At 47.3% G+C, this 239-nt stretch carries 1 pseudogene; it reads right to left on the bottom strand.

Annotated elements, in window-relative coordinates:
• Positions 1–239 (bottom strand): annotated as a pseudogene (locus tag FCL48_RS24830) (transposase); the annotation flags it as partial.

Genomic DNA, 239 nt, shown 5'->3' with positions numbered 1-239 from the left:
GCCTCAGCCATCGCCTCTTCATTGGCAACAACCTTCACTCCTCGGACCGGCGTGCTTTTTACAGTAAAATATTTGGCATAGTGCTTCTCGTGATCAGGATGACGCTGTCCACTTTCCAATTCATTCTGCCAAACAACCATCCGATTATTGAAAGCTTTCTCATCCTCCAGGGCTCGATCCGGTGAATAATAGAAATGAAGATACATCCGCCGGTCCGCCGTGATTGTATCACCTTTGTA

This window comes from Desulforhopalus sp. IMCC35007 (genome assembly GCF_005116575.1).
Classification (GTDB): Bacteria; Desulfobacterota; Desulfobulbia; order Desulfobulbales; family Desulfocapsaceae; genus Desulforhopalus_A.
This window is presented reverse-complemented; position numbering and strand designations above follow the sequence as displayed.